Below are 335 nucleotides of genomic sequence, written 5' to 3'. Positions count from 1 at the left end.
CTGCATTCAGGATACCGTCGCCATTTAAGTCTTCAGGAATCGTGATCGCACCGATCAGGTCTGCAGGGACTGTATCAATAGTAAGCGTTGCTGTATCAGTTGCAATGTTTCCAGCTGGATCTGTCGCAGTTACAGTGACTGTATGTGGACCATCTGTTAATGCTGGAAGTGTATTGTCTGCAAGTGTCCAAGTACCATCGCCATTGTTCACTGCTGGATAGTCAGTGCCATCCACATTCACAACTACTGTTGCTGTTGGGTCATTGATTGCTCCTGTTAAAGCCGGAGTAGTGTCATTGGTTGTTACATCATCTAAAGATACAACTGGAACACTA

Annotated in this window: 1 protein-coding gene; it reads right to left on the bottom strand. The window is 45.4% G+C overall.

Annotated features, from left to right (window positions below; translation table 11 throughout):
• The coding region (locus tag FY048_RS19010; protein WP_446092178.1) for an Ig-like domain-containing protein at positions 1-335 on the bottom strand (335 nt) is incomplete at both ends.

This window comes from Acinetobacter sp. 1124_18A, from assembly GCF_052824995.1.
This window is presented reverse-complemented; position numbering and strand designations above follow the sequence as displayed.